The following is a 26,657-nucleotide window of genomic DNA, read 5'->3' as shown; positions in this document are numbered from 1 at the left end:
GCAAAGAACGAGAGGAACGCTGCCACAAAGATTTGTTGAGTAAAAACGTCTGGCTGAAATCTGTGCATGTCTAGCCGCACTAACCCGCTATTCTCCTGAGGTAGAAGCAGCAACGCCCGAAATTCAAACGGTAGAATGGAGTAAGGGAACAAGAATTCAACAAGCGAGCGAGGTAGCAAGAGAACTTCCGCATTCCTTAGGCTTCCCAACACGAATCCTGGGACGAATGTTACGAGCGCGAATGCGATGCCGTACAACATCGGCCTTCGCCACATCGGAACATTACCCAACGACGGATATTGCGGCATCATCGCCCAGCCTCACGAAGGCGAGAGAATAAATAGACTTAGTATCGCCAACGGGAACTGCCTCGTATTCTCCTGATCCAACGAATCCACTTTCGTTCCTGTACTCATTGAAACGTCTCCTCTTTCAGCGCTCTCGCATGCTCTCTTGTTTGTAGCGAAGCAACGGCGACAGCAAGAATTCTATCGCTCGGCGCGATCCGGTCTTGATCTCTGCCGAGATCGCCATGCCCGGGCTAACGTTGACCATGCGCCCCTCGACATCCAATTGAGTGCTGTCGAGCGCGATACGCGCAGAGTATACCAACTCCTGTCCCTGCGGTTCGCTGGAATCGGCGAAGGTTGCAGGCAGTTTCGCCGAAGCCGACCGGTCGGGCGACTTGTCGCGCACGATCGCATCCTGCGAGAGACTGACGACTTTACCGTGCAGCAGACCATATCGGGTGAAGTTGAAGGTATCGATCTTGACCTCCGCCTCTTGGCCAATGCTGACAAAGCCGATGTCCCGGTTCGAGATCATCACTTCCGCTTCGAGATGGCTGTCGGCGGGCACGATCACCATGAGCACCTGGGCCGCCGTCACGACGCCGCCGATAGAATGGATGGCAAGCTGTTGCACGGCCCCATCGACGGGCGCACGCAACGTGGTTTCGTCCAGCTTCTGCCCCGCCTTGATGAAATCCTCGCTCAACGCCGCCGACTTCTGCTCGGCATCCGATAGATCGCTCAAGATTTTCTGCGCGTATTCGGAAACGGTCTGCTGGCGCTGCCGTTCGAGCACCTGCCGGGCAGACGTGATTTCGACCGCGTGATGCCTCTGAACGATCAATTCGTTGGTCTGGTCGGCCAGGTGAATCTGCGCGTCCAGATGAGCAATCTTGTTGCCGAACTCGATCGCCATCGCTTTCTTGCGGATGTCGGCTTCCTCCTCGAGCATCGGCAGCGACGCTTCCAGCTTGGCGATGTTCGCCCCATTCGAATTCGCTTCGGCGACCTTCTGCGCGATCTGTTCGTCGATTGACGCCACCTTGTGCTGTTGGGCATCGAACTGAGCGATCATTTCGGAGCGGGCGCGAGCTATCTGCACCGGCGAGGCTCCTTCGGGGGCGAGAGAACCGGCGCGGCTCCAGCTTCAGAGGCGGTCTTCAGTGCCGAAAGACGCGCAGCGTCGAGCCGCGCCCCCATGAGATCGTGCCCGACATGGTTACGCTCGGCGACAGCGACGACCGGGTCGAGCCGGACCACCACCTGGCCCGCGGTGACCGTGTCCCCGTCCTGAACGAGAATTGCCGTGACCACGCCCGGGTCGAGCGGCTGCACCAGCTTGGTGCGACCAGTCGGCACGATCTTGCCCGATGCCGTGGCGACAATATCGATCCGGCTAAGGACCGACCAGACGACCGCAAATACGATGAGCAGGACGATCGTCAGGCCGATCGCCCGCCCCACAGGCGAAGCCGGCGTCTCCATGATCTCAAGCGCGGCCGGCAGAAACTCCCGCTGCGTGCTTGACGAGACCACGGCTCTCGGTGGGCGTAAGCGCACCACGTTATCCGCTGTCGTTGCGTTAGACGGCTTCATGGAGACCCGCCTGGAGCCGGTGCAGCGCGGCATACCGTCCGCTGGTTCTGATCAGATCGTCGTGGCTGCCGTCCTCGACGATGCGGCCGCGCTCGATCGTGATGATCCGGTCGGCGTGGCGAACCGCCGAAAGCCTGTGCGCGATGACCAGGACCGTGCGCCCGGCCGCAATCCGGCGCATGTTTGCCTGCACGATCCGCTCGCTTTCGTAGTCCAGCGCGCTGGTCGCTTCATCGAAGATCAGGATCCGAGGATCGGTGACCAGCGCCCGCGCGATCGCGATCCGCTGCCGCTGACCGCCAGACAGGCTGGCTCCCCTCTCTCCGACCATTGTGTCGTAGCCCTGGGGCAGTTCGAGGATGAAGTCATGCGCACCGGCGAGCTCCGCGGCCGCGATCACCCGCTCCATCGGCATTCCAGGCTCGGCAAGGGCAATGTTGTCGCGGATCGATCGGTTGAACAGCACGTTCTCCTGCAACACTGATCCGACCTGACGCCGCAGCCAAGTCACGTCTACGACGGCCAGATCGACACCGTCGACCAGAACGCGGCCACGCTCAGGAACGTAGAGCCGCTGGATCAGCTTGGTCAGTGTCGATTTTCCCGACCCCGACGAACCGACGATACCCACGACTTGCCCTGCCGGAATCCTGAGCGAGACGTCCTGCAGGACTTCCGGCCCATCCAAACGGTAGCGGAAGGCGACGTGCTCGACGGCGACGTCGCCGCGGATCGGTGGAAGAGCTGCCCGCGTGGGATTATAGGCCGGTTCCGGAGTCGTATTGAGAATGTCCCCAAGCGGGCGACCGAGATCCGGGCCTGATGAAAATCCTGCCAGAGCTGGGCAAGCCGAAGAACGGGTTGCGCAACCCGCCCCGCCAACATGTTGAACGCGATCAGCTCACCCACCGTCAAATCGCCGCCGATCACGAGGTGCGCACCGAAATAGAGCGTCAGGACCGTGACGACCTTGCTGATGAGCTGCACGGCCTGGCTCGCCCAATTGCCGAGCGACAGTACCGAGAAGCTCGCAGCGACATAGCCGGAAAGCTGCTCTTCCCAGCGCCGCTGCATCTGCGGTTCGACGGCCATAGCCTTGAGCGTCTGCATCCCACTCACCGACTCAACCAGAAAGGCCTGGTTTTCAGCGCCGCGCTCGAACTTTTCCTCCAAGCGCCGGCGGAATATCGGCGTCACGCCGGCAGATATCCCAATGTAGAAGGGGAACGATCCGATCACCACCCAGGTCAGGATCGGGGAGTAATAGAACATCACCGCCAGGAAGACGAAGGTGAAGAACAGGTCCACGAGCAACGTCAGAGCCGAGCTTGTCAGGAAATTCCTGATGTTTTCCAGCTCGCGGACGCGCGCAACCGAATCGCCGGTCCTGCGAGCCTCGAAATAGCCGATCGGTAACGCCGACAGATGCCGGAACAGCCTGGCACCGAGCTCGACATCCACCCGGTTGGTCGTGTGCGAGAAGACGTAGGTCCTGAGCCCACCGAGAACGACCTCGAATATCGAGATCGCAACAACGCCAACGGCCAGAACGTCGAGAGTGCTGTAGCCGCGATGGACCAACACCTTGTCGGTCACGACCTGAAAGAACAGCGGAGTGACCAAGGCAAGGAGCTGAAGGAAGAATGAAGCGACCAGGACCTCGGTAAACATCCGACGGTACTTGTGCATCGCCTGCAGGAACCAGGAAACGTCGAAGCGCCGCGCCAAATCGCCGAGCGAGGCGCGTTTGGTCATCAGCAGCAGGCGGCCTGTCCACTGCGCCTCGAACTGAGCCCGCGTCGTCAGTTGCGGACGCCCAATCGACGGAACGTGGACCAGCACCTCGGAATCCGAGACCTTCGCCACGATCAGAAACTCACCGTCGCGGCTTTCCGTGATCGCCGGAAGTTGCGCCTTTTGCAGCGAGGCCCAATCGGCGTTGATAGAACGGGCTCTCAGCTTGAGCGTCCTGGCGCAACGCAACATCTCGGGGATGCGGATCGGCGCGCCGGCGAATTGATGCTCGATCTGATTGGTGTCAACGGGAATTCCGTGAAACCGCAACAGGACGGCCAGCGCCTGCAGCCCGGTATCGATTTCCCTCGGCTTTTCCAGCATTTCCGCGGCTTTTGATTTGCTTGATTTCACATCGCCGGGACGAAATGGCCGAGGAGAGCTGAATCAGCGGATCGGACCCCCTCCACGGGGGCAATCAAATCGAACATCATGAACTCACCAATTAAAGCCATGACAACGCAATTCCCCGGCGCAAGCGCCGACGATTCCAATCAAGTTGCCAGTCAGGGATTCAGCCCGGAGTAGTTGTGACCGGAAAGTGGCATAGACAAAAAACTGCGACAATATGCACATTGACACATCAATTATCACAAACCTGTGATCGCCATGCAGATCAAGCATAGGTTGTATGGCCGATGACCAACCCGCCCTTTCCTCCTAGCTCCATCAAAAATAAACGCCGATTGAGTCTCAAATCGCGCCCACTTTGCGCGCAGCGATGACACGAAGCAGCTGATACGCGTCGTGAAGCTGCCGGCTGCGCCCTAGCGCGTCTTTTGTAGCGTTTCACTCGAGTAGCCGACAGTCTGCACTTGCACCGCATTGCCACGCGACTGCCGACGCCATGATGACTTTCGATGATGCTGGGTCGCGGTTACCGTCAGCAGAGTCACGCGACCGGACGTAGACGGTACGTCATCGATCGTGGGTATCCCAAAACCTCAAGGCGAAACCGAACCCATGCATCACGCGCTTGGCTCTCTGGCCTCGCGCAACTCCTCGAACTTGCGTGCCATCGTTTGCATCGACTATGCGAGGATTGACGTTCAGAGAATTGGATCACCAAACGTCGGCTTGGGTTTATCGGGCTACTCTTACAAAATCTGTAAGCGTGAGTGGGCTTGCGCAGGTGAGCTCTAAAACATGATTTGCGGTATCGATCAGACTGCCTGAGCACGGACACGGGCAGGAGGAGAAATGAAGTACTTCCGGCTAATCACCAAAGACATAGACGTAAAGCCGCTGCTGGGCGAGATCGACGGGCAAGAGGATGCTTGGCTTGCCAATACTACCCGGCAGGACAAGATAAGAGTTCAGCGCGAGACAAACACCATTTTTCTGCGCAACGCGGTGAAGCGACCGGACCTCGTCATCGAGGAGAACCAGGAGAGTGGCCCAACGCGGATATCTACACGCTTCCCTTTCGCGATAGCCTTCATGAATCATGTAGCTGCGCAGCTCAAGTGCCAACTGTCCCGCGCCACGATCGTCCGGCTCAAGCCTCGCTCTGAAGTCGGTGTCCACATCGACGCCGGCTCCTACTATCTGATCCGACACCGGTTCCATCTGGTGCTCCGCAGTTCGTGCGGCAGTGTCCTGCGCGCCGGCGACGAGCAAGTGCGCATGCAAGAGGGCGAGCTCTGGTGGTTCGACAACAAGCAGCACCACTCGGCATTCAACGAGTCCAGCGAATGGCGAATCCACTACATCTTCGACTTGTTGCCGCCGGTCTATGCGAGGCTCGCGATCAACCCCACGCCGCTCGATCAGTTGCCTACCGACATTGTCGCTTCGGCTCTCGGTGAACGGGCACCCGCGCCGGCGCTGTGAGGATCTTGCTTGCCCGGAGAAAAATCTGAGGCTTTTGCGGAGCTGCTGGAATCACCCACCCAACGCCAGGGGTGAGACGACATACGCCGAGTTGCAGCCTTCCCGCGCCGACACGAGTAGGGCACACCGAAACGTCGGGATGAAGGCTTAGATCGACCAAATCCCGAATAACATGCCGCGCTGAAGAGAACGAAAAGTCAGCAGCGCTTTGCGTTCAGTGCGGTCGAAACGGGTCATTTGCTCGATCAATCCTGGCCGCAACCAGATAGCAAATCAGCAGTCCTGATGCGCAGATCAGCACAAATGCACCGGTTCCCGTCCATCCGAACGGACGAAGCATATCCTCAAGCGAACCAAGCACAGGTTTCAAACTCAGTAGAACGGCGGTGAGCGTGGCCCAACAGAAGAACTGAAGCATGGAGTATTCCAACACGTTCGTGATGCAGATAGGCACGACAACCAGAAGATGTTAGCCAATAATGAGGCAGCTGTCACGCCAGGACGACCTATTTGTAAGCACCTCGACCTTCGTGAAGCGATGCTGCTGTTTCCGGAGGTCGAGAAGCTGCTTCTTTGCCGCAGAAGGCGGCCAGATGGAGTGCTCGACCAAAGAAGTTCGGCTGTTGGGCCGAAGCGGACGTCACAGCATTCAGGGCACTTTCCTCCACCTGACTGCATGCCACATGTCGCGAAGGTCTTCCTCGGTTTGAGGAGACACATTTCTAATCACAGCTGCCTGGTAACTGACCCGCACCATCATCGCCCACCATCGCCAGAGGTCAGCTTCGGGGCCGGTAGCAGACCTCATCGCACCTGCTTTATAAGCTGCTAACCGCGATTGAGCGGATGTACGTGAGGCTCAAATGTTTCGGTTTACGTTGCCTACATTGCTGCTGCTGAACCTGACGCCAGTCGCGAGCGAACAACTCAAAATCCATTGCGATGTAAGCGGCGGTCAGGTCATCGTGACATTTGACACCACGACTTCCAGTTGGAAGTCTGAGTTCGTCGGAGGAAGCACTCTTCAGGAGGGGCAGATAAGGAACGTAGACGAGCGTGAGATTGAGTTTGAAATTCTTTGCCCGAAGCAAATGCAGGCTCGCATCTTCTACATCCGTAACGAAGGGCGCATATGTTCGCAGGATGGCTTTGAGCAGTTGCTCAAGGCGGACAATTGCGTTCCCACGCCATAGCCTAACTGGCCGACTTGATTTCCGCTTTGGGTCAAAGAGCGACATCCCGCTCTCGGCGCATCGTGTCCGCTTTATTCCCGACTCCGGACATCCCGGTGATGGCTCCGGAAGGTCGGCAAGGGGCCAACAGGCGACATGACAAAGGATTGACTTCCATTTTTTAGTAGCAATGATGATGACGCTCAACCGGGCCATGTTCAAAGCGGACGAATGTCATGGAAAAACCCGAGGTCAACCTCCCACTTTCTTGGCGGATGCCTTTGCGGCGCAGTTCGCTACAGCTTGAATGGCGCGCCTATACTGGTCCATGTCTGTCACTGCCATGACTGCCAGTCCGCTTCAGGTTCAGCGTACAGCTTGACCGTGATAGTTCCCACGGCGGCATTAGCGCTTACCGGCCCTTTAGAGAGCTTTTCCCGAACCACAGCTCGCGGTCGTGAAGTTCGATATGCTGCGTGCAGTAATTGCCGCGCAGGCCTCACATCCAACGACGCAGCCAGACCTGACTTCACCGGACTGCGAGCTGGAACTCTCGATGACGCGAGTTGGGCCGTTCCGATCGCTCAGACGTTCGTCCAGAGCGCAATTCCATGGGCGATCATCCCGGGGGTCGAACAGGTCGACCCAAAAGATTTCAGCTATGTGAGTATGAGCGCCGCATGGCGTGCTACTGCACCGATCTTCTCCCCGCATGGACGATCATGAGAATGTCTCGTGTGGGGCACAAGCGGAAGTGATGCGGCTCGCACCCAAAATGGCTTTTGGCCGGGGAAGCCCTCAATCAACCTCATGTTGATCGATCGGAGATGAGATCGAGGTACCAACAGCCCCGCATCCTCTTGAACCGATAAAAGACCAGAACGCCTGTATCTGGCACATACATCTCGACAGACACCACGTCCGAGGTCCGTACGATTTGCTCCGGAAGAACGTTCTCGTCCTCTTCCGTTTTTGAGTTCTTGATTGTGAAGACTTCAGTCTGAGCTGCTGCCGGTTTGATGGACACCCGCTTAAGCTAATCCCACTGTCAATCGGCCTGCAAATTTGACCCCTCATCGGCGTCCAATTTTGACCCCTTCGTGCGGCGGGCTTTGCTGGTAGCGCTCGTCTCGTCGGAGCTGGCCGGGATAGCGGAGGCGAGACGAGCGCGGGTGGCGTGATCGTCGTCTCGGCTCTTGAACCGCCAACTATCGTTGCCGGTCTCGACAATGTCGCAGTGATGCGTCAATCGGTCGAGCAGCGCCGTGGTCATTTTGGCGTCGCCGAACACGCTCGGCCATTCGCCGAAGGCGAGATTGGTCGTCACGATGACGGAGGCGCGCTCATAGAGCCGGCTGACGAGGTGGAAGAGGAGCTGGCCACCGGACAGGGCGAAGGGCAAATAGCCGAGTTCATCCAGCACGATGAAGTCCATCCGGGTCAGATGCTCGGCGAGCCGTCCTTGCCGTCCGTTGCGGGTCTCGGTCTCGAGGCGATTGACGAGGTCGACTACGTTGAAGAAGCGGCCGCGGGCACCGGATCGGATGCAGCTTCTGGCGATAGCAATGGCCAGGTGGGTCTTCCCTGTGCCGGTCGAGACAGCGTCACAATGCCGGGTGTCCGGCGTTCGAGGTTTTGATCCTCTATCCGTTCCATCCTCGGGCCGGGCAGATGGTGCAGGTCGAGCACCGCAAGCGCTTCGCCGGCGAGGACCATCTGGTCGTGGTGCAGCCCGACGGGACACTCGCCCTGATCCCGGCCTGGATGAGCGAGGATATTGCTCGCTCTGCAACGCTCACAGCAAGCCCTCGGTTGGCTGTCGAAAGGCTCGTCGAGCTGCGGGCGCGAATCGATGTGCTTATCGCCTCTCAAGGCGGGGCATGGCCCCCGCGTGAAGGAGGGGATCATGCAACCAAGACGCCACTTGCAACGGGGCCTGTTCGAGGAGGATCGCCAGACGCCGGAGATTCCGGCGTCGCAGAGAAGCACTCTCGTCCGCCTGATCGAGGGGCTGCTGGTCGAGGCCCTCGCCGACGGCGCCAATATCGAGACGGGCACGCCAACCACAGAGACGAGGGAGGCCGCTGATGAGCAAGATCACGCCTGAGCACCTCGCCCGTCAGGCCGTCGTCTACATCCGTCAGTCGACGCCTGATCAGGTCGTCCACAACCTGGAAAGTAAGCGCCGTCAGTACAATTTGCCGGAGCGCGCGCGACAGCTGGGCTGGAGCGATGTTGCCGTCATCGATGACGATCTCGGCCGCTCCGGCGGTGGCGTCGCGCGGCCCGGCTTCGAGAAGCTGCTGGCCGCCATCTGTGAGGTCCGCGTCGGGGTCGTGGTCTCGATCGAGGCGTCGCGGCTCGCACGCAACGGTCGTGACTGGCACACGCTGCTTGAGTTCTGCGGTCTCGTCGGCACACTGATCGCCGACGAGGACGGCGTCTACGATCCGCGACAGCCCAACGATCGCCTACTGCTCGGCATGAAGGGCACCATGAGCGAGATGGAGTTGTCGGTACTGCGCCAGCGCTCGCTCGAAGCGCTGAAGCAGAAGGCGCGCCGGGGCGAGCTGTTCATGACGGTCGCCGTCGGCTACGTGCGGGTCGGCCACAACCGCATCGAGAAGGACCCGGATCGGCGCGTCGGCGAGGCGATCGCGCTCGTCTTCGCCAAGTTCACCGAGATGCAGTCGGTGCGTCAGGTGCACCTCTGGTTCAGACACGAGCGCGTTCCGTTGCCCGCCGTCACCTATGGCGCCGAAGGCCGCCTGGTCGAGTGGAAGCTGCCGGTCTACAACACGATCCTGCACATTCTGACCAACCCAATCTATGCCGGCGCGTATGCATTCGGGCGCACCGGCAGCCGCATCAGCATCGAGGCCGGCCGCAAGAAGGTGGTTCGCGGCTTCAAGAAGGAGCGCAAGGATTGGGAGGTGTTGATCCCGAACCATCATGAGGGTTATCTGAGCTGGGCGGACCATGAGAGGAACCTCGGCCTGATTGCGGACAACGCCAACGGCAAGAACCCGATGAGCCGCGGTGCCCTGCGCCGAGGTGAGGCTCTGCTCGCCGGCCTGCTGCGCTGTGGCCATTGTGGGCGCAAACTTCACGTCGCCTACTCCGGCAAGAACGGCAACACCGGTCGCTACCATTGTCGGGGCGGCGCCAACAATCATGGCGGTGACCCTTGCATCTCGTTCGGCGGCATGCGGATCGATCGTGACGTGGCCGCCGAGGTGATCGAGCGCCTGCAGCCGCTCGGTATCGAGGCGGCACTCGCCGCGCAGGCTGCGCGCAGCCGTGCGAACGAAGACAAACGCGGCCAAGTCGAGCTGGCGCTGGAGCAGGCTCGCTATGAGGTGGGGCGCGCGCGCCGCCAATACGATGCCGTCGATCCCGACAACCGCCTCGTCGCCGCCGAGCTGGAAAAGCGATGGAACGACCGGCTGGCGGTCGTGCGCAATCTGGAGACCGAGCTGGAGGGACTGACGGCTTCGCCCGCTGTTGATCTCACACCTGCTGACAGGGAGCGGCTGATGACGCTAGGCGCCGACCTGGAGCGTGCTTGGTCAAGTGCCGGCGTGGCACCCGAGACGCGCAAGCGGATCGTGCGAACGCTGATCGACGAGATCGTCGTCCGCGTCGAGGACAACGCGCTCGATCTGGTGATCCGCTGGCACGGCGGCGACCACTCCGCTCTCAAGGTCAAGAAGAATCGCTCCGGCCAGCACCGCTGGAGCGCAACGGGAGAGACAGTCGATCTCGTGCGCGTGCTGGCGCGGCAGATGCCGGACAAAGCAATCGCGTCGGTGCTCAACCGCTCCGGCAAGACCACGGGGCGCGGCAATGGCTGGACCAAGTCGCGAGTGTGCAGCTTGCGCAGCCACAACGACATCGCAGCCTATCGCGAAGGCGAGCGCCGCGACCGCGGCGAGGTCACTCTGGACGAGGCGGCCGCGGCCCTCTCCGTCAGCCCGTCAACCGTGCGACGTCTGATCAAGGACGGCCAGCTCGCGGCGAGCCAGCTTTGCAAAGGGGCACCTTGGATCATCAAAGCAGCCGATCTTGAGCGTCCTGACGTCAAACGAGCTGCCACCGCGCGGCGCCTCAGACGTCCGCCGTCCGGCAATCCGCTACAAAAAGAACTGGAACTCTAACGAGATAGAAAGGTGAGCATTATGAAGCGGGCTCGGTGCCGCCAACCAGCACGACGTTGCGTTGTTGGGCGATGAAGCCGCCGCCAGCGAGATCATTGACGAGAGTCTGATTGATCGGCGTGCCGTCGAACTGGAAGTCGGCGATGTCCTTGGCAAGCGGCAGCTTGGCGATGGTGAGCTGGTACTTGATCGAGCGGGCCTGCTTCTCGTTGATCTCGGCGTTGAGCAGGTCGCCGACAATGCGCTGAGGTTCGTGCTGGCGCTTGACGGCAGTTGCCATGATCTCGTCGAAGGCAGCCTTCATGCCGTAGAGCTTGAGTTCGCCCATGAGGTCGAAGATTTGGGTTCGTTCCATCAGATGGTCCTCCGGAGGTTGTCGTAGCGGGCACAATCGGCAATCGGCGCATGACGGAGCGTCAGTGCGGCCGGCGTCATGATGTTGGCCGGTGGGGCGGGTTCACGTTGACGGGCCAGGATATTGAGCACGACATCGGCGGAATGGACGCCATGACCGAGCGCTTCGGCACAGGCCGCTTCCACCGCGGGCAGACCGTCAGTCAGCACCGCGTTGAGGATGTCGACCATCTGCCGATTGCCATCTTCGGTACTGGCAAGCTTGCGCCGGATCCGCTCGATCGCGGCCGGCAGCACCCAGTCTTTGAAGGGAGCACCGTTGCGCAAGGCGCCGGGTTTGCGGGCGAGCACCGGCACATAATGCCACGGGTCGTAGACGGTATCGCCGCGGCCAAAGGATCGCGGGTGCTCGGCAACGATGCGTCCATCCTGACGGATCACGATGCGATCGGCATAGGCTTGAACTTCGACCGGCCGTCCGACTGCGCTGGCTGCGACCGAGTACTTGTTGTTGTCGAAGCGCACCAGGCAGGTCTTCGAGACCGATGCCGTCACCGCATGGAAGCCGTCGAAGCGGCCGGCATAGGGAACGAGTTTGGGGCGTTCGGCTTCGAACGCCTCCCAGATCGTCTGATCGACCAGCTCCGGATGGCGATGAGCCTTGGCATAGGCGATGCATTTGTCGAGCAGCCAGGCGTTTAACTCGTCGAGGTTTTTGAACCGCAGCCGCGGCGTGAAGAAGCGCTCCCGAACCAGCCCGACCTGGTTCTCGACCTGCCCCTTCTCCCAGCCCGACGCCGGCGTGCAGGCGACTGGATCGACCAGATAGTGGCTGCACATCTGCAGGAAGCGGCGATTGTAGAGACGCCCTTTACCGACGAAGATCGTCTCTACGGCGGTCTTCATGTTGTCGTAGATGCCGCGGGTGCAGGTGCCTTTGAACAGGGCGAACGCCCGGTCGTGGGCGTCGAACACCATCTCCTGCGTCTCCCGCGGATAGGCCCGCACGAACAGCATGCGGCTGTGACAGAGCCGGACATGGGCGGCCTTCACCATCACCGTGGTCCCGCTCAGCAAGACCACCTCGTGGCTCCAGTCGAACTGGTAGGCTTCGCCTGGGGCAAAGCTCAGCGGGACATAAGCCGCCGCGGTCGATTGCCCGCGTTCTTTGCTCCACCGCCTGGCGTAACGCCGCACGGCATCGTAACCGCCGTCGTAGCCGCGGCCGCGCAGCTCTTCGAAGATCCGGATCAACGTCAGCTGTTCACGAGCCGATTTGGCCGCGTTCGCCGCCAGCAATCCGTCAAGCTCTACTGCCCATCGTCCCAGCTTTGGCCGCGGCTGCACCGACCGCTCGTACTCGAACGAGGTCTCTCCCGACCTCAGCACCTTCCGGACCGTGTTCCGCGACACCTTCAGGTCACGGGCGATCTCCTTGATCGTCTTGCCTTTGATGAAGTGCTCGCGCCGTATGCGCGCAATCGTCTCCACAACCAGCATCCCCAACCACCTGCTTTAGCCCAAAGCAGGTGGCGCAATAGCCCAGTGGTGGGGGTCAATTTTGGACGCCGAACCCCCGGCTTAGGGGGCAATATTGCAGGCCGAATGACAGTCAAACCCACGATTTTCAATCATTCCACTTCGAAGACGACGGAAAGCTGCTGAGTAAGCGGTCGTCTGCCTCCTCCAAAGATTTCGAGCCTGAGCCGGGTTCGACTCCGGTCGGCCGATTGTGGAGACAAAAAGCCGCGCGGACCGTGCCTGCTGCCGAGGAGCCCGCAGCTTTATTTTTGCAAGTGAATACCGCGCGTCATCCTGCTGGTATTTGTGCTGGTATCGACAGCAATCGGCGATAAAAGTGGTTTTAAATTCAAATGGTTATGGCTCTAGGCGACTATCGGCCAGGGGCACCACGCTTCGCCCTTGCGGGCTTCGCGTGGCGCAGCCACGCCAAGGCTGCAAGAGCGAAACGTGTCCGGCGAAGCCACTTGGCCGGTCCGTGACGGGCCACGATATACGGAATCCTGAAGATCAACGTCCTGGCGGATAGTTTGCCTTGTCAGCGGTGCTGAGTACGCCGCCAGCGGTGGTCATTCCGGTCTCTTGCCGTCAATGACATCACCAAACATTTCCCATTTCTCACCCTTGAAGCGCATCATCCGCAGTTGCTCGACCGGATAGTAATCGGTCGGAGATGTGTTGATGGAGATGCCCGGCAGAAGGATATCGGGCGCGAAATCCTTCAGGTTGGCGGCCTGCTTCATAATGTTCTCGCGCGTCAGCGTATCGCCGCACTGTCTCAAGACTTGAACGACGGTCTCCGCGACCCCATAGGCGTAGACGACGCTTCCGTCGCCCTTGTCGGCCTCCGGAGCATATTTGGCGAGAAAGGCGCTAAGCCTCTTCATCCCTTCGTCGTCATCCCACTGCCGATCAGTATCCTTTGAAAAGGCCGCCGACAGGATGCCTTGGGCGTTATCATAGCCGGCCGACTTCAGCACCGTGCTTGAAGCGCCGATGAGGCTCTGAAAATAAACTGGCTTCCAGCCGAGCTCCGCGGCCTTCTTGATGCTTTGCGCAGCAGCCTTGGGCGTGGTCATGCTGAAGAAGGTATCAGCGCCGCTTGCTTTCAATTTGACGATATGGCTTTCGACTGTGGGTTCAATGATCTCGTATGGCTCTTCCGCGACGATCATCTTTGCAGCGCGCTCGCCAAGGCCATCTTTCACACCTTTGAGCAGGTCTTTGCCGAAATCGTCATTCTGATAGAGAATGGCGACCTTGGCGTCGGGCTTTTGCTCGAGGAGGTACGTCGCGTAGACGCGTCCTTCGATTTGATAGTCAGCTTGCCAGCCCATCGTCCACGGAAAGTTCCTGTAGTCGCCGAATCTGGTCGCGCCGGACGACACGAAGAGCTGCGGCACCTTCCTGGCGTTCATATATTTCTGGATGGCGGAGTTAGACGGCGTGCCGAGCACGCCCGCCAGCAGCAGCACCTCGTCGCTCTCGACAAGCTTGCGCGCCTGCTCGACGGCTTTGGGAGGCGAATAGCCGTCGTCGTAGCTGATGAAGTTGATCTTGCGGCCGTTGATGCCGCCCTGATCGTTGATCATCTTGTAGTAGGCGCCCTCGATCTTTCCGAGAATGCCGAAGGCGGAGGCCGGGCCGCTATACGGCATGATGTTGCCGATCTTGATCTCGGTATCGGTCGCACCGGCATCGTATGCTTTCTGCGCGAAAGCGGTGCCGAACGTCGCAAGTAGAAGGCTTGCGCTGCAAGTCGGGACTACATACCGCAAGATCATGGCCTTTCCTCAAGCAATGCGAGCCTTCCGAACCCGCTGCGGTGGAAGATGAGGGGCTGCCTGCGGCTATCGACGACGACGCCATGGAGTTGGAGCAGCACGATGACATGATCGCCCGCCTCCAGCTCCTCGCGGACAGTGCAGTCATACTTGGCGATCCCCTCGGCGAGCATCACTGCACCGCTGTCGATGATCTCGAAGGCGACGTCGGTGAACCGTTCGCGAGCCGGTCCGGCGAGCTGCCGACACAATGCGCCGTGGTCCTCAGCGAGCACGGTGACTCCGAGGTGCTCGGCTCGGCGTAGCTCGGGCCACGTGGTCGAGCCTTTCGCGACGGCGAATGACACCAGCGGAGGTTCGAGCGACACCGAGGTGAACGAGGAGGCCGCAAGACCCACCAGCCTCCCGTCGACCTGTGCCGCCACGGCCACGACGCCCGTCGGGAACGCGCCGAAGGCGTCGCGCAGCATCCTGCTGTCCATCTGCTCGCTCATGGATTGCATTCGGCTCGTGCTCCGTGTGCGGTGGCGTACGCGACGACGAGATCGGTCACGGCGTCCAACGCAGCGTGGCCGATCGCCTTCGAACTCCCGGCGGGATCGCCGAGGACACCGTTGGGCGAGACCGCGTCGATGCCCTCGACGAACGCCCGCCGCAGGAACGCCTCGTCCACCGTGCCCAGATACCCGCAGCCGCCCGATCGGGCCGAACCTTCTCGGGGTGCAGGACGAGCATCACCGAGGTCTCCGCGACGTCTGCGTGACCACCGACGTGGCTTCCGAGACCAGCGACCGACTGCGCCGACTTGCGCCATGCGTCGAGGATCGCGGCACTGTCTCGATAGACGATGACCTGAAGCGCCGGGGCGAGTGCCGCGGCCAGCCGCGGCTCGAAGTCACGCATGATCGGGTAATTGCCGATGTGGCCGGAGAAGAGGACGACGCGGGCGAACCCGTGCGCGGCGAGGCTGCTACAATAGTCCAGGCAGATCGCCTCTAGCGTAGCGGGACGCACCGAAAGCGAGCCGCAGAAACCGAGGTGGTGGGGCGAGTACCCGACCTTGACCGTAGGCAGGACCAGTGCAGCGCCGAGCTTGCGGGCGATGCGGACCGCGAGCGCATCGGCGTGATCACTATCCATCGACAGCGGAAGATGAGGTCCATGCTGCTCGATCGCACCCAGCGGAAGGATCGCCGTGCGGGCGCCGGCCGCGATCGCCTCGGCGATCTCGGCGCTGGTCAGGTGTTCGATCCGCAGCTCACGCGGTTGCTCGGAACGCATCACGTCTGGCTCCTTCAACCCTGGAGCCGCGCCTGGTCGGCGAACTCGTTGTGTTCCGCGGCGCTGTACATCTCATCCACGAGTGCGCTGAACGATTTGAGCACTGCTGGCCGACGGATCGTGCCCTTGGACGTGAGCTCGCCCGCGCCGGGCGAGAGCGCGCGTGGTGCGATCCGAAAGTCCTTGAGCTGAAGGGGGCGTGCGAGGTCGGCGTTGAGCTTATCGATCCAGGCTTGCAGGCCTTGATGCAGCGCATCGCTGTCGAGCCTGCCGGCCGTCTCGGTCGGCCAGATGAGAACGGTGAGGTAGTTGCGGCCGTCGCCGACGACCACAGCCTCCTCGATCAGGGGATTGGCCTTCAGGCGCACCTCGATGGGCTGCGGGCTGATGGTCTTGCCGCCGCTGGTGACGATGATGTCCTTGGCCCGACCGATCAGCTTGACCTCACCGGAGGCGTCGATCTCGACGAGGTCGCCGGTGCGATACCACTCTCCGTCCATCACGTCTGCCGTCGCCTCCGGGTTGTTCCAGTAGCCGCGGAACAGCAGCGGTCCCTTCACCAGCAGCTCCCCTTCACTGCTGGTCTTGATTGCGAAGCGCGGGTCGGGCATGGCCTTGCCTACGGTCCCAGGGGATGGGAAGGCGCGGTCCCACTGCCCGAGCACCCAGCCGCAGGTCTCGGTGGTGCCATACAGTTCGCGCAGATCCACCCCCCACATCTGCCACAGTGCTTGCACCTCGGGGGTCATCGCTCCCGACGAGGTCCAAGCGACGTTGACGCGGTCCACGCCCAACTTCGCGCGCAGGGGCAGGAACACCTGCTGCTGGGCCTGGTCGTAGCGCGCTTGCAACTCGGCGGGCACGGCGTCGCCGCGCCGGCGCGCGGCGGCAACCTCGCGGGCCACCTCCATCGCGTTCTCGTAGGACTTCTGGAACGGTGCCGGCGTCTGCTTGAGCGCGGCCAGCGCCACGCTGAGCAACTTCTCGTGCAGCCGCGGCGGCCAGACGATCCCCGCAGGACGTACGCCGCGGAGCGCCTCGGACAGCTGGTCGATGCGGCAGAAAGTCACCACCGACCGAGTCATGATCGGCGCGTAGACGCCGGACAGCGCCGGAGCGACATGGGATAGGCCCAGGAAGCTGAGCGAGTCGCGGCGGGTCGTGGTCAGCTCGGGGTTGAGCACGGCGGAGCCGAGCACCGAGTACTGCAGGGTGCGGTGGGTGTGGACGACCCCCTTGGGGGCTCCGGTAGAGCCCGAGGTGTAGAACAAGGCTGCCGGCTGGTCGATGTCACCGCCGGCGAGGCGTTGGTCGAACAGCGCCGGGTTGGCCGCGTCATGGGCTCGACCGGTCTCGCGCAGGTCGACCCATGTCCTGCTGACGACCATTTCGGGCAACCCCGACGGGGCATCATCGAAGCTGATCACGGCGCGCAGCGCGGGAAGCTCCGAGGCGATTGCGGCGACCTTTGCGACGTCGGCGACATCGCCGACCACCATGGCGATGGCCTCGCTGTGCCCGACGAGCTGCCTCACCTCAGCAGGGGAGCTCGTGGGGTAGACGCCCACCGGGATCGCCCCGGCCGACAGGATGCCGAGCGCCGTCATGACCCATTCGGTGCGGCCCGACGCCATGATGGCGACCCTGTCCCGGGCGCGACGCCGAGGGCAGCCAGGCCGAGCGTGACCTCGCGTACGGCCGAAGCGTACTGCGCCCAACTGGTCGGGATCGCGCGCGTCCCGTCCCACTGGCAGAACGCGACCTCCTCGGGTTCGACTTCCGCGCGGTCCTGCACCATCTGGGCGAAGGTGCGGTCGACGGCCTCGAAGTTGGCGACGCCGATGTCGGTGACGCCGCTCAGGACGGGCACCTGCCGGGCGCGGGCATCGGCTGCGGGGACGGTATTCGTGACCATCATATCGCTCCATTTCCTATTGGCAGGCCTGGCTGGCCTACGTGTGGTCTGGTGTGGTGTTCAGTGCCGGCGGCGTTCCGCCGGAAGACCGCGACGGCGCCCGCTGCTTCCTCCATCCTTCTCGGAGGCTCCGGGCCACGGGGTCGTCGATCCAGGAGGCAGCCTTGGCGAGCGTGACGTCGGCTCGCTGTTGGTCTTCGATGTCGTCGTAGTCGTTGACGGCATGCTTGAGCGCCGCATAGAGCACCGGCGCTCGACGCCCGGCCTCTCGGGCACGATCGAGCGCTTCGATCATCAGTCGGCCGGGCTCGATAATGGCGTCGACGAGCCCCCACCGCGCCGCCTCCTCGGCACCGATCAGTTCACCACTCAGCAGCAGGTCGCGCGCGCGCCGCATTCCGATCAACCGGATGAGGCGCTGGATGCCTTTGTCAGCGGGCAGCAGGCCATGTCTGATCTCGGGGAATCCGAACCGGGCGTGCGGCGCCGCGAGCACCGCGTCCGCGAACAGCGCGTACTCGACGCCGCCGCCGACGCAGTCGCCGTTGACGGCGGCGATCACCGGAGCCCGGTATCGCTCCATCGCGACGAGCAGATTGTGGAATCCCCGCATCCGCTGTTGGATCGGGCCGGCGGCAGCTCCGTCCACCTCCTTGATGTCGCCGCCGGCGCAGAAGAACCGATCGCCGGCGCCGGTGATCACCACCGGTGGCGGGTCGCCCTCGCCGCGGTCTCGGAACAGCGCGATCATGGCGAGCAGCAGCGGACGGTTCAGGGCGTTGGCTGGCGGCCTGTCGAGCGTTGCGACCAGGACGCCGTCGTGGCCGGCCGTCCGCAGTCCGGTCGCCGCCTCGCTATCGTATCGGACCGTCATCGAATGCGTCTCTGTCTGATCTCAGGGAATCCGAGCCGGCGTGGAGCGCAGCAAGCACTGCGCCCGCAAAGAGCGCATACGCTACGCAACGAGCCCGTCAGCTTGTGCCTTCTGCGAAGCGCTTGCGCTTCTCCCGGAAGGCCGCGACGGCCTCTTTCCGCTCGGGGCTATTGAACGTAAGCGTCTCGAGCGCACCCGCGGTGTCGAGATTGAGATGCGCCTGTTCCTTGATCAGCTTGTTGACGCTGTACTTGGTCCAGATGATTGCGTTACGGGGACCGCTCGCGAGCAGTTCGGCATATCCGATCGCATACTCGAGAACGGTGCCTTCCGGCACGACCTTGTTGATCATGCCCGCTGCCGCCGCGTCTTCCGCCGAAATGAATTCACCGGTCATCAAGTAATGCTTGGCCCGCGCCGGGCCCAGAAGAAGCGGCCATATGACAGCACCGCCGTCGCCGGCGACGACGCCGGCCGTCACATGCGTATCGGCGAAACGGGCGCTTGGCTGGGCAAAGATAACGTCGCAGAACAAAGCGAGCGTGGCGCCCAACCCGACCGCCACGCCGTTCACGGCGGCAATGACGGGGGACTCCACCTCAAGGATGTTTCTAATGAGGTGTCGGCCCGAGCGCGTCGGCGATATCTTATGTATGCCCTGATCGAGCGCGTTCTGATCGCCGCCTGAGCAGAACCCGCGACCAGCGCCGGTAAGGACGATAGCCTTCACCGCGGGGTCGTTATCGAGATCCACGAACAGCTCCTCCAACGCGGCATGCATAGGCCAATCGATGGCATTGAGGATTTCGGGCCGGTTCATGGTGATGACGGCCACACCGCTCGGACGTATCTCCACGAGCAAGCCCACGTACTTTTTATCTTTCATTTTCAGTCTCCCGTTGTTCAGATAGGCGTCAGGCCGAAGCCGCCGAATTACGGACGGATCCGTCGACCGTCCCGGCGGCCGCCTTGGCATTTTCAAAGGCCTCGCGCTCGGCATAGTGGTCGGGGCGGGCGGCGCGGATGTCGGCAAGGATCGCGTCGGACGCACGCACGACCGACCGGGGGTTTTTGAACCTCGGGATGACGTACTTGCCGAACAGCTCGATCGACTTCATCAGCTCCTTGTGCGGCATGCCGTCGATGCGCAGCGCGAGCGCGTCGATGCCCATGTCGACGTACCGTTGGACCTGCCTGATGCAGGTCTCGACGTCGCCGACGATGAAGCTCCCGGACTCGTCGAACAAATAGCGCTCGTTCTTGAAGTCAATGTTCTTGATCTCGCCGAGCGATCCGTAGTCGGCGGACAGTTTCGCCAGCCGCTCATAGGCGTCGATTGACAAGGCGACGCTATGGGCCAGCGTCGCCGCCCACCGCTCCGCCTCCTCATTTGTATCGGCGCAATGCATTCCGCCGGAAATCACGGCGACCTTCTGCGCCTGCACCGGGTAAACATGCACGGCACTCGCCAGCTCCTTGTCATAGAGCTCGGCCGACCTCTGCACGGAGGCGAACCCGTTATAGCCGCCGCCCATCATGGCGCCGATGCCCATATGCGCCGCGGCGGCGATCGATTGCGGGCTCGCGGTCGCCATCATCATTGGCGGATAGGGTAGCGTCACGTGCTTGGGCGTCAGGCTGCGCGGCGGAATCTTGTAGTGCTCGCCGACGAAAGAGAAGATGTCGTTCGACAGGGCCCGGCGGATGACCTCGATGCCCTCCATCTGCTGCGCCTTGGTCTCCGCGGGATCGACCTCGAAGGCGTGCAGCGCGAGGGTGGTGTTGCCGCGCCCGACGGCGAGCCCGACGCGGCCGTTCGACAGGATGTCTTCGGTCGCCAGCCGCTCCGCGACGCGGAGCGCGTGATTGATCTTCTTGGGCAGCGGCGTGATCAGGTGGATGAACTGGATCCTGCTCGTGAGCGCCATCATGTACGGGTAGATCACCTCGGGAGCGGAGGTCGAAGCCGTGCCGATCGCGAAATGCTGTTCGGAGCACCCGAACGCATCGAATCCGACTTTCTCCGCCAGAATCACTTCATCGATGAGCTCGCGATAGCGGTGCGCGTGGGTGTGTCCCGGCTGGGTCTCCCCTTCGCTGAAGAAGATGAACCGCATGCGTTGTGCCTCCTCTGCACCTTAATGTTAATCTGAACTAACTTTATTGTCAGCTATCGCGTCTTGTCAACGGCCTTTTGGTGCTGGCTGCTTAGAACCCATCTTAGAGCCTAATGCTATCATTATCGGATTTTTCTGCGAAACGAGCGTATGGAATCAGATGCCCGCCCCCTGTTTGGCGAATCCGGTAGCCGTCAATAAAGTTAGTGTGTATTTACTTTTGGCAGAAGAGGAGACGTTTCCATGATCGGAACGCCGAGGCCGCGAAGGATCACGCCGGAGCGAAGGATAGCGGGTTGCTTCGCGCCCGCCGTGCGGTACGGTTTGTCGCGATGAACATCCAGACACTCCCGATCAAGCGCGCATCCAGGAGCCGGCGGCGCGAGCAGTTGATCTCGGTCGCCGCCGAGTTCTTCCTGCATCACTCCTACGACGCAGTGACCGTCGAGATGATCTCTGCGCGCGCCGGCATCACCGGTCCCGGACTCTATCGCCACTTCCAGAACAAGCAGGCCTTGCTGATCGCGGTTCTGGAGGAGCCGACGCAGGTCGTGCACGAGGTCGCAAAACGAATCGCGGAGACGACCAGGGAACCCAAGGCAGCGATCGTGGCGATGGTCGAATCCCACATCCGGCTCATCCTGCAAGGACCGCCGAGCACGCTCATCTTCACTAAAAACGAGCACGCTCTTCCCGAACACGACCGCCGAAGGATCCGCCGCGAGATGGCGCTGTACGCCGAAGAGTGGGTCTCTGTCGTAGCCCCGCTGCGGCCCGACCTGTCCGAAGCCGAGGCACGACTGTTGACGCAGGCCGTGTTCTCCATGCTCAACACGGCGGCGACGCTCAAGAAAGGCCTGGACGAGCAGTCGATCTTCTCGATCATGCGGCAAGCCGCACTGCACGCGCTGCTCGGCCGCGGCGACCTCTGACCTAGGCTTGGCCTGCCTACGCCCAGCGCGACCGGTCGACGTCGCGTAGCTGCACCACGCGGCCAGGCGCGCTCGAAATCGAGTACGCGCCGCGGCGCCAGACCGAAATTGAATCGCTCTAAGTCGAACACCGTGCGATCGCGGAGCAACAATCAGCGCACAACCGCCTGACTTGGAAAGCTTCTAGGCGAGCGTGGATTGCGTAGAAGCGACGTCGAGCTAGAGCAAGTCCGGATTCTCTTCGTTCAAGTCCGGAGCGTACTTTTCAATGTTGTTCAAGAATAGCGCCGTCCAAGGCGCAATCGCTGCCTCGAGTTGTCTGGCATTCGGGTTCTGTCTGGTCCAAAGCGCTTCGGCTCAAACCACCGCACCGATGTCCGGCGCAACATCGCTGCCGCCGATCGAAGTCCAGGCCCGCCCGGCAAAACGGAATGCACCGAAATCAATCCAGGCCGGCCAGTCGTCCCGCTCCATTGTTCGCGGCCGACGAAATGCGAGCCGCGGCAGGACCGTACCGCCGGTGGCGAACGGCAACACGACACCACAACGACCGGAAACCGCTTGGGGACCGGTGCAGGATTATGTCGCATCGCGCAGCGCCGCAGCGACCAAGATCGACGCACCGATCATGGAGACACCGCAGTCGATCTCGGTGGTGACGCGCAAGCAGATCGCCGACCGGGACGCCCAGACCGTCAACGATGCGATGAGGTACACCGCCGGTGTCCAGACCGATCTCTACGGACCGGATGCGCGCATGGACTGGTATTCGATCCGCGGCTTCAATCAGTCGACGTCCGGATTCTATCTGGACGGCCTCGGCCTGCCGCGCATCGAGAGCCCCGATACCTCCTGGTCGGCGGAGCCTTACGCGCTGGAGCGCGTCGACATCCTGAAGGGACCGAGTTCGGTCCTGTTCGGCCAGAACTATCCCGGCGGACTGGTCAGCCTGATCAGCAAGAAGCCCACCGAGGACCCGTTTCACGAAATCGGAGTCCAGTTCGGCACCTTCAACCGCAAGCAGGTGCAGTTCGACCTCAGCGGTCCGGCCAACGACGACCGCACCTTGCTCTATCGGTTCACCGGAGTTGCGCGCGACAGCGACAGCTATGTCCACTACATGCCGGATGATCGGGTCTACCTCCAGCCGCAGATCACATATCAGCCGGACGCCTCGACCAAGCTCAACATCGAGGCGACCTACATGCACATCTCTACCGGCGGCGTCGCCGGCTATCTGCCGGCATCAGGCACCTTCCTGCCGAATCCGTATGGGCGCCTGTCCAACAGCTTCTTCGGCGGAGATCCAAACTACAACGCAACGACCAAGAACCAATATTCCATCGGCTATCAGTTCGAGCACAAGACCGACGAGGATTGGACCTTCCGACAGAATATGCGGGTCGCGCATCTCGACTTCGCCTCCAAGGCGACCTTCGGATGGTATCCGGGACTGGCGTCCGACAACGTGTCGCTCAGTCGCCTGAGCGGACTAGCCCAAGCCACGCTCACGACCTTCCACGTCGACAACCAGGCCGAGAAGAAGATCTCGACCGGCATTCTCGATCACACGCTGCTCTTTGGCGTCGATTACCAATATCAAGACACCAGTGTGATGAAGGGTTACGGATCGCTGCCGGATCTGAACATCTTCAATCCGGTGTATTTCCAGAGCTTCGTTGCTCCGGACTATAACGACACCCGCCTGCAGGGAAATTCCTCGCAGGCCGGAATCTATGCGCAGGACCAGATCAAGCTCGGACGCCTCACCGTCGTGCTCGGCGGTCGGGAGGATTTCGCGCGGACCAGCCAGTATGAACAGGTCAACGACGTCACCAGCAAGCAGAACGACAGCGCGTTCAGCGGCCGCGTCGGCGCCATCTACAATTTCGACAGCGGCTTCGCACCCTATTACAACTATGCGCAGTCGTTCATTCCGCAAATCGGCTCGGACCGCAACGGACAGGGCTTCAAGCCGCTGACCGGCACCCAGAACGAGGTCGGCCTCAAATTCCAGCCGCCCGGCTCGCGCAGCATGTTCACGATCGCGGCCTTCGACATCAGGCAGCAGAACGGTCTGACGGCCGATCCGGTCAATCCGCTCTACTCCGTGGCGGTCGGCGAGACCCGGTCGCGCGGCATCGAGCTTGAGGCCCTGGTCAGCCTGACCGAAGGCCTGGACCTGACGGCGGCGTATACCCGTCAGGAGGTGAAATTCACCAAGGCGAACGACGACACCCAGGGCAAGACGCCCTACAACACGCCGACCGACATGGCGTCGTTATGGGCGAAATATCATTTCAACGACGGCATGCTGGCGGGCTTCGGCCTCGGCGCCGGCGTTCGTTACATCGGAGAGACCTGGGGCGACAATCTCAACACATTCAGGGTCCCGGGATATGCGCTGATCGACGCCACGCTGTCCTACGAATATCAGAAGCATTGGCGGTTCGCCGTCAATGGCACCAACCTGTTCGATCGACGCAACGGCATGTGCTTCGAAACCTACGCCTGCTGGCTTGGCCCCGGACGGGCCGTGATCGGCAGCGTCTCTTACCGCTGGTGACGAGTGCGAGGCCCTACTGGTTCAGGATCGGCGGAATGTCCTTGAGCGCCTTCGGACCAGGCAGCGAGCTGAGATAGGCGTGGATGTCGGCGGCATCCTTGTCCGACAGCACGTCGGCCGAGAACGACGGCATGTCGTTCGGCGCCTCGCGCAGGAAGGCGATGAAGGACTCCACCGGCAGCGCGATCTGCGCCAGCGCAGGCGTCAGATAGTTGAAGCGGCCGCCCTGCCCGGCGCGGCCGTGGCATTCGAAGCAGCCGTCGGCGAGGTAGAGCCGCTTGCCGTTGACGGGATCGCCTGCCGGCGGCACGTCATCGGCGCGCGCGGCGATGCCGCCACCGGCGGCGAATGCCCCCGCGATCGCGGCGACGGTTGCGAGGCGTATCACGGATCGACCGATCGTCATCATCGCCATCCCCCTCAACGCTGATCCATCACGACGTCGAGCAGCGCCGGCTGGCCGCCCTTGACCATGGCGATCGCACGCTTCAGCGCCGGCGCAAGCTGGTTCGGGTCGTTGATCGGACCCTCGCCATAGACGCCGAACCCCTTGGCGAGCGTCGCGTAGTCGACGAAGGGATCCTTGATCGTGGTGCCGATATCGGTGTTGGTAATGCCGCGGCCATGGCGCGCTGCCATCGCCTGCAGGTACATGTATTCCTGATGATAGGCGCGGTTGTTGTGCACGATGTAGAGCATCGGGATCTGGTGATGCGCGGCGGTCCATAGCGTCGACGGCACGAACATGAAATCGCCGTCGCCGCCGATCGCAACCGTCAATCGTCCATGCCGCTTGTTGGCGAGCGCAGCGCCCAGCGAGGCCGGCAGGGTATAGCCGACACCGCCACCGCCGGCGACGCCGTTCCATTGATAAGGCTTCTTGAAATCCCACAAGCGATGCGGCCATGCCAAGCCGATCGAGGTGCCGACCAGCGACCAATCCTCGTCCTTGATCTGGCTGTAGAGCTCGGCGCACAGCCGCGCCGTGGTGATCGGGCTCGCGTCCCAGCCGATCGTGGCGTCGAGCTTCGCCTGCTCGACGGTGGCGAGCTTGGCCGCCGCGAGCTTCTTGCCGCGCGCGTCGAACGCCGCCTTGCGGCCCTCGTCGATCTGGCGCTTCACCTGCTCGGTCAATGTCGGCAGGCTCGCCTCGGCGTCGCCGGATATGTCGAGGTCGACCTCCTGGTAGCGGCCGAGATCCTGATAGTTGGCCTTCATGTAGAGGCCGCGGGTGCCGAGCGTGACGATCCTGGCGGTCTTCTTGTAGCGCGGCTCCGAGGTACGCACGATGCGATCGTGGAAATCGCTGAGCGTGCCCCAGATATCGTTGACCTCCATCGCCAGGATCAGATCGGCCTGCGACAGGATCGAGCGCCGGAACGACTGGTTGAGCGGATGGCGAGAGGGGAAGTTCATGCGGCCGTAATTGTCGATCACGGCGCATTGCAATGTCTCCGCGAGCTCGACCAGACGCGGCATGCCGGCCGGCGTGCGCGCCATGCGGTCGCACAGGATCACCGGGTTGTCGGCCGCGACCAGCATTTTGGCGAGCTCGGCCAGCGCCGCATCGTCGCCTTGCGGCGGGACCGCGGCGGTGAACTTCGGGATGCGCAGGCGGTCGCGATTCTCGATCGGGTTTTCCTGCAATTCCTGGTCGAGCGACAGCATCACCGGCGCCATCGGCGGCGTGGTCGAAATCTTGTAGGCGCGCACCGCCGATTCAGCGAAATGCTGGAGCGAGGCCGGCTGATCGTCCCATTTGACGAAGTCGCGCGTCAACGCCGCGGGATCGATCGCCGAATGCGGCCATTCGGCGCCCGGCGCGCGCTTGTCGCCCTCCATGATGTTGCCGCCCATCACGATGACGGGGACGCGGTCGCACCAGGCGTTGTACATCGCCATCGAGGCATGCTGGAGCCCGACCACGCCGTGGCAGATCATGGCGAGCGGCTTGCCTTCCATCTTGGCGTAGCCCTGGCCCATATGCACCGCGATCTCTTCATGCGGGCAGGTGATGATCTCGGGCTTCCTGTTGCCGCCATGATTGATGACGGCCTCGTGCAGGCCGCGGAAGCTCGAGGCGCAGTTCATCGCGAGATAGTCGATGTCGAGCGTCTTCAGCACGTCGACCATGAAGTCGCCGCCGCTCGACGTCTGATTGACCGGATCGGCCGGCGGCGGCGCCGCGTCGGCGGCCGCGAGCCGCGCTCCGGGAGGCGCTGCCTTGGGACGCTCTTCCGGGAGCGCCGGGATCGCGGCATTGGCCGCGGCCGGCGTACTCAGCGCGGCCGCGCCGGCGATCGTCGCTCCTTTCAGGAAATTCCGACGGCTGGAATCGGGCGCGCCATCGCGGCGCGAGCTGCTTCGCTTCGACATGGTGTCCTCTCCGGGAACGTGACCAGATGCCTACGAGCTCGTTGTTTGTTGACGCCAGTGTCGTCCCCGATGTTGCGAACCGTCAAGACACAGAC

At 62.1% G+C, this 26,657-nt stretch carries 21 protein-coding genes and 5 pseudogenes; 8 read left to right on the top strand and 18 right to left on the bottom strand.

Features of this window, described 5'->3' with window-relative positions:
- Positions 1-432 precede the first annotated feature (432 nt).
- The 3 genes and pseudogenes from CWS35_RS11010 to CWS35_RS11000 form a co-directional block, all read right to left on the bottom strand.
- On the bottom strand, positions 433-1,392 hold the full coding sequence (locus tag CWS35_RS11010) for an HlyD family type I secretion periplasmic adaptor subunit (protein WP_157817117.1): 960 nt from the start codon (positions 1,390-1,392) through the stop codon (positions 433-435).
- A complete protein-coding gene (locus CWS35_RS11005; protein WP_157817116.1) occupies positions 1,383-1,826 on the bottom strand; it encodes a biotin/lipoyl-binding protein in 444 nt (147 codons plus the stop codon). Before CWS35_RS11005 ends, CWS35_RS11010 begins: the two co-directional genes overlap by 10 nt.
- Before the next feature lie 46 nt (positions 1,827-1,872).
- Positions 1,873-4,004, bottom strand: a pseudogene (locus tag CWS35_RS11000) (type I secretion system permease/ATPase).
- Between the two features lie 876 nt (positions 4,005-4,880).
- On the opposite strand from CWS35_RS11000, the gene CWS35_RS10995 reads away from it, so the two are divergent.
- The gene (locus CWS35_RS10995) at positions 4,881-5,513 is read left to right on the top strand and encodes an aspartyl/asparaginyl beta-hydroxylase domain-containing protein (protein WP_100951907.1); all 633 of its coding nucleotides are present in this window, start codon (positions 4,881-4,883) and stop codon (positions 5,511-5,513) included.
- 214 nt (positions 5,514-5,727) lie between these two features.
- On the opposite strand, the gene CWS35_RS38920 is transcribed toward CWS35_RS10995, so the two are convergent.
- The gene (locus tag CWS35_RS38920; RefSeq protein WP_157817115.1) at positions 5,728-5,931 is read right to left on the bottom strand and encodes a hypothetical protein; all 204 of its coding nucleotides are present in this window, start codon (positions 5,929-5,931) and stop codon (positions 5,728-5,730) included.
- Between the two features lie 445 nt (positions 5,932-6,376).
- Here CWS35_RS38920 and CWS35_RS10990 point away from each other — a divergent pair, with 445 nt between their 5' ends.
- On the top strand, positions 6,377-6,706 hold the full coding sequence (locus tag CWS35_RS10990; RefSeq protein WP_100951906.1) for a hypothetical protein: 330 nt from the start codon (positions 6,377-6,379) through the stop codon (positions 6,704-6,706).
- A gap of 210 nt (positions 6,707-6,916) precedes the next feature.
- Positions 6,917-7,411: a GFA family protein gene (locus CWS35_RS40610; protein ID WP_100951905.1), complete on the top strand. Its 495-nt coding sequence runs from the start codon at positions 6,917-6,919 to the stop codon at positions 7,409-7,411.
- Positions 7,412-7,733: 322 nt separating this feature from the next.
- On the opposite strand, the pseudogene CWS35_RS10975 reads toward CWS35_RS40610, so the two are convergent.
- Positions 7,734-8,279 (bottom strand): annotated as a pseudogene (locus CWS35_RS10975) (ATP-binding protein); the annotation flags it as partial.
- A gap of 41 nt (positions 8,280-8,320) precedes the next feature.
- On the opposite strand from CWS35_RS10975, the pseudogene CWS35_RS40605 reads away from it, so the two are divergent.
- The 3 genes and pseudogenes from CWS35_RS40605 to CWS35_RS10965 all read left to right on the top strand — a co-directional run.
- Positions 8,321-8,527 (top strand): annotated as a pseudogene (locus CWS35_RS40605) (DUF5372 family protein); the annotation flags it as partial.
- Between the two features lie 64 nt (positions 8,528-8,591).
- The gene (locus CWS35_RS40055) at positions 8,592-8,792 is read left to right on the top strand and encodes a hypothetical protein (RefSeq protein WP_151650822.1); all 201 of its coding nucleotides are present in this window, start codon (positions 8,592-8,594) and stop codon (positions 8,790-8,792) included.
- A complete protein-coding gene (locus tag CWS35_RS10965; RefSeq protein WP_100951630.1) occupies positions 8,773-10,842 on the top strand; it encodes a recombinase family protein in 2,070 nt (689 codons plus the stop codon). The genes CWS35_RS40055 and CWS35_RS10965 overlap by 20 nt, the downstream gene beginning before the upstream one ends.
- Positions 10,843-10,876: 34 nt before the next feature.
- Here the strand turns inward: CWS35_RS10965 and CWS35_RS10960 are convergent.
- From CWS35_RS10960 to CWS35_RS10920, 10 genes and pseudogenes are all read right to left on the bottom strand, one after another.
- Positions 10,877-11,197: pseudogene (locus CWS35_RS10960) on the bottom strand (ATP-binding protein); the annotation flags it as partial.
- Between the two features lie 8 nt (positions 11,198-11,205).
- Positions 11,206-12,696, bottom strand: a pseudogene (istA, locus tag CWS35_RS10955) (IS21 family transposase); the annotation flags it as partial.
- A gap of 590 nt (positions 12,697-13,286) precedes the next feature.
- Positions 13,287-14,501, bottom strand: coding sequence for an ABC transporter substrate-binding protein (locus tag CWS35_RS10950; protein ID WP_100951902.1), 1,215 nt, complete (start codon positions 14,499-14,501; stop codon positions 13,287-13,289).
- On the bottom strand, positions 14,498-14,995 hold the full coding sequence (locus CWS35_RS10945) for a flavin reductase family protein (RefSeq protein ID WP_100555029.1): 498 nt from the start codon (positions 14,993-14,995) through the stop codon (positions 14,498-14,500). The genes CWS35_RS10950 and CWS35_RS10945 overlap by 4 nt, the downstream gene beginning before the upstream one ends.
- Positions 14,996-15,050: 55 nt before the next feature.
- Positions 15,051-15,782 carry a creatininase family protein gene (locus tag CWS35_RS10940; protein ID WP_245439039.1) on the bottom strand — a complete coding sequence of 244 codons (732 nt, stop codon included), beginning with the start codon at positions 15,780-15,782 and terminating at the stop codon, positions 15,051-15,053.
- A gap of 14 nt (positions 15,783-15,796) precedes the next feature.
- A complete protein-coding gene (locus tag CWS35_RS10935) occupies positions 15,797-17,416 on the bottom strand; it encodes a long-chain fatty acid--CoA ligase (RefSeq protein WP_210202782.1) in 1,620 nt (539 codons plus the stop codon).
- The gene (locus tag CWS35_RS39820) at positions 17,386-17,700 is read right to left on the bottom strand and encodes a hypothetical protein (RefSeq protein ID WP_210202781.1); all 315 of its coding nucleotides are present in this window, start codon (positions 17,698-17,700) and stop codon (positions 17,386-17,388) included. The genes CWS35_RS10935 and CWS35_RS39820 overlap by 31 nt, the downstream gene beginning before the upstream one ends.
- A gap of 34 nt (positions 17,701-17,734) precedes the next feature.
- Positions 17,735-18,571 (bottom strand): enoyl-CoA hydratase/isomerase family protein, encoded by an 837-nt coding sequence (locus CWS35_RS10930; RefSeq protein ID WP_100951901.1) that lies wholly within the window; start codon positions 18,569-18,571, stop codon positions 17,735-17,737.
- Between the two features lie 97 nt (positions 18,572-18,668).
- A complete protein-coding gene (locus tag CWS35_RS10925; protein WP_100951900.1) occupies positions 18,669-19,457 on the bottom strand; it encodes an enoyl-CoA hydratase/isomerase family protein in 789 nt (262 codons plus the stop codon).
- 28 nt (positions 19,458-19,485) lie between these two features.
- Positions 19,486-20,688, bottom strand: a complete 1,203-nt coding sequence (locus tag CWS35_RS10920; protein ID WP_024579111.1) for an LLM class flavin-dependent oxidoreductase — start codon at positions 20,686-20,688, stop codon at positions 19,486-19,488.
- 296 nt (positions 20,689-20,984) lie between these two features.
- Between CWS35_RS10920 and CWS35_RS10915 the strand changes: the two genes are divergently transcribed.
- The gene (locus CWS35_RS10915; RefSeq protein ID WP_244468625.1) at positions 20,985-21,620 is read left to right on the top strand and encodes a TetR/AcrR family transcriptional regulator; all 636 of its coding nucleotides are present in this window, start codon (positions 20,985-20,987) and stop codon (positions 21,618-21,620) included.
- Positions 21,621-21,977: 357 nt separating this feature from the next.
- Here CWS35_RS10915 and CWS35_RS38915 read toward each other — a convergent pair whose 3' ends face one another.
- Positions 21,978-22,154, bottom strand: coding sequence for a hypothetical protein (locus CWS35_RS38915; protein WP_157817114.1), 177 nt, complete (start codon positions 22,152-22,154; stop codon positions 21,978-21,980).
- A gap of 37 nt (positions 22,155-22,191) precedes the next feature.
- Here CWS35_RS38915 and CWS35_RS10910 point away from each other — a divergent pair, with 37 nt between their 5' ends.
- The gene (locus tag CWS35_RS10910; RefSeq protein ID WP_168226303.1) at positions 22,192-24,186 is read left to right on the top strand and encodes a TonB-dependent siderophore receptor; all 1,995 of its coding nucleotides are present in this window, start codon (positions 22,192-22,194) and stop codon (positions 24,184-24,186) included.
- A gap of 13 nt (positions 24,187-24,199) precedes the next feature.
- Here the strand turns inward: CWS35_RS10910 and CWS35_RS10905 are convergent, their stop codons facing one another.
- Together CWS35_RS10905 and CWS35_RS10900 are read right to left on the bottom strand one after the other, a co-directional pair.
- The gene (locus CWS35_RS10905; RefSeq protein WP_168226302.1) at positions 24,200-24,595 is read right to left on the bottom strand and encodes a c-type cytochrome; all 396 of its coding nucleotides are present in this window, start codon (positions 24,593-24,595) and stop codon (positions 24,200-24,202) included.
- Between the two features lie 11 nt (positions 24,596-24,606).
- Positions 24,607-26,562, bottom strand: coding sequence for a thiamine pyrophosphate-binding protein (locus tag CWS35_RS10900; RefSeq protein ID WP_024579107.1), 1,956 nt, complete (start codon positions 26,560-26,562; stop codon positions 24,607-24,609).
- Between the last annotated feature and the right edge of the window lie 95 nt (positions 26,563-26,657).

This window comes from Bradyrhizobium sp. SK17 (assembly GCF_002831585.1).
Taxonomy (GTDB): domain Bacteria; phylum Pseudomonadota; class Alphaproteobacteria; order Rhizobiales; family Xanthobacteraceae; genus Bradyrhizobium.
This window is presented reverse-complemented; position numbering and strand designations above follow the sequence as displayed.